The following is a 533-nucleotide window of genomic DNA, read 5'->3' on the forward strand; positions in this document are numbered from 1 at the left end:
TCCTCGATATCCTTTGGGAGCTGGGCAGTGCCAGCACCCGCCAAATCCACGAGCGCATTCTGGCCGATCCCAACCGCGAGTTGGCCTATGCCTCAGTAACCACCGTCTTGCAGCGCTTGAGCCAAAAAGGCTGGGTAAGCTGTGAACGGCGCACAGATGCCGAGGGGCGGCCTCTGCCAATGCTGTGGCGGCCCTGTCTCTCTCGCCAGGAAGCTGCCAGCCTGAGGGCCTTTGACCACTTGCAGCAGTTTTTGGCCGTCGGGGATCCCGACACGGTGGCAGCCTTCGCCGATAGCCTGGATCAGGCCAGCGTGTCCCAGTTGCAGGCGATTGCCGAGCGGCTGCGGGCGGCCCGCGAGGCCAGGAGGAAGTCACGGTGAGCCACTTGGGCATGTTGTTGTTGGGCTTGGGCCTCAGTTGGCTGTGGCGAGGCCAGGTGCGGCTGGATAAAGCCGGCCAGTGGGCGCAGCGCTGGCAATGGGCCTGGATCCACTTCTTGCTGCCGCCGCTGTTTTTGCTGATGACTGCCCTTG

At 63.8% G+C, this 533-nt stretch carries 1 protein-coding gene; it reads left to right on the forward strand.

What is annotated here, in order from left to right; translation table 11 throughout:
* Window positions 1–380, forward strand: a 380-nt coding sequence (locus NW852_RS12645; protein WP_414426797.1) for a BlaI/MecI/CopY family transcriptional regulator, incomplete at its 5' end; no start/stop codon positions are given.
* Between the last annotated feature and the right edge of the window lie 153 nt (window positions 381–533).

The sequence above is a fragment of the Synechococcus sp. H60.1 genome, assembly GCF_047462335.1.
GTDB lineage: Bacteria > Cyanobacteriota > Cyanobacteriia > Thermostichales > Thermostichaceae > Thermostichus.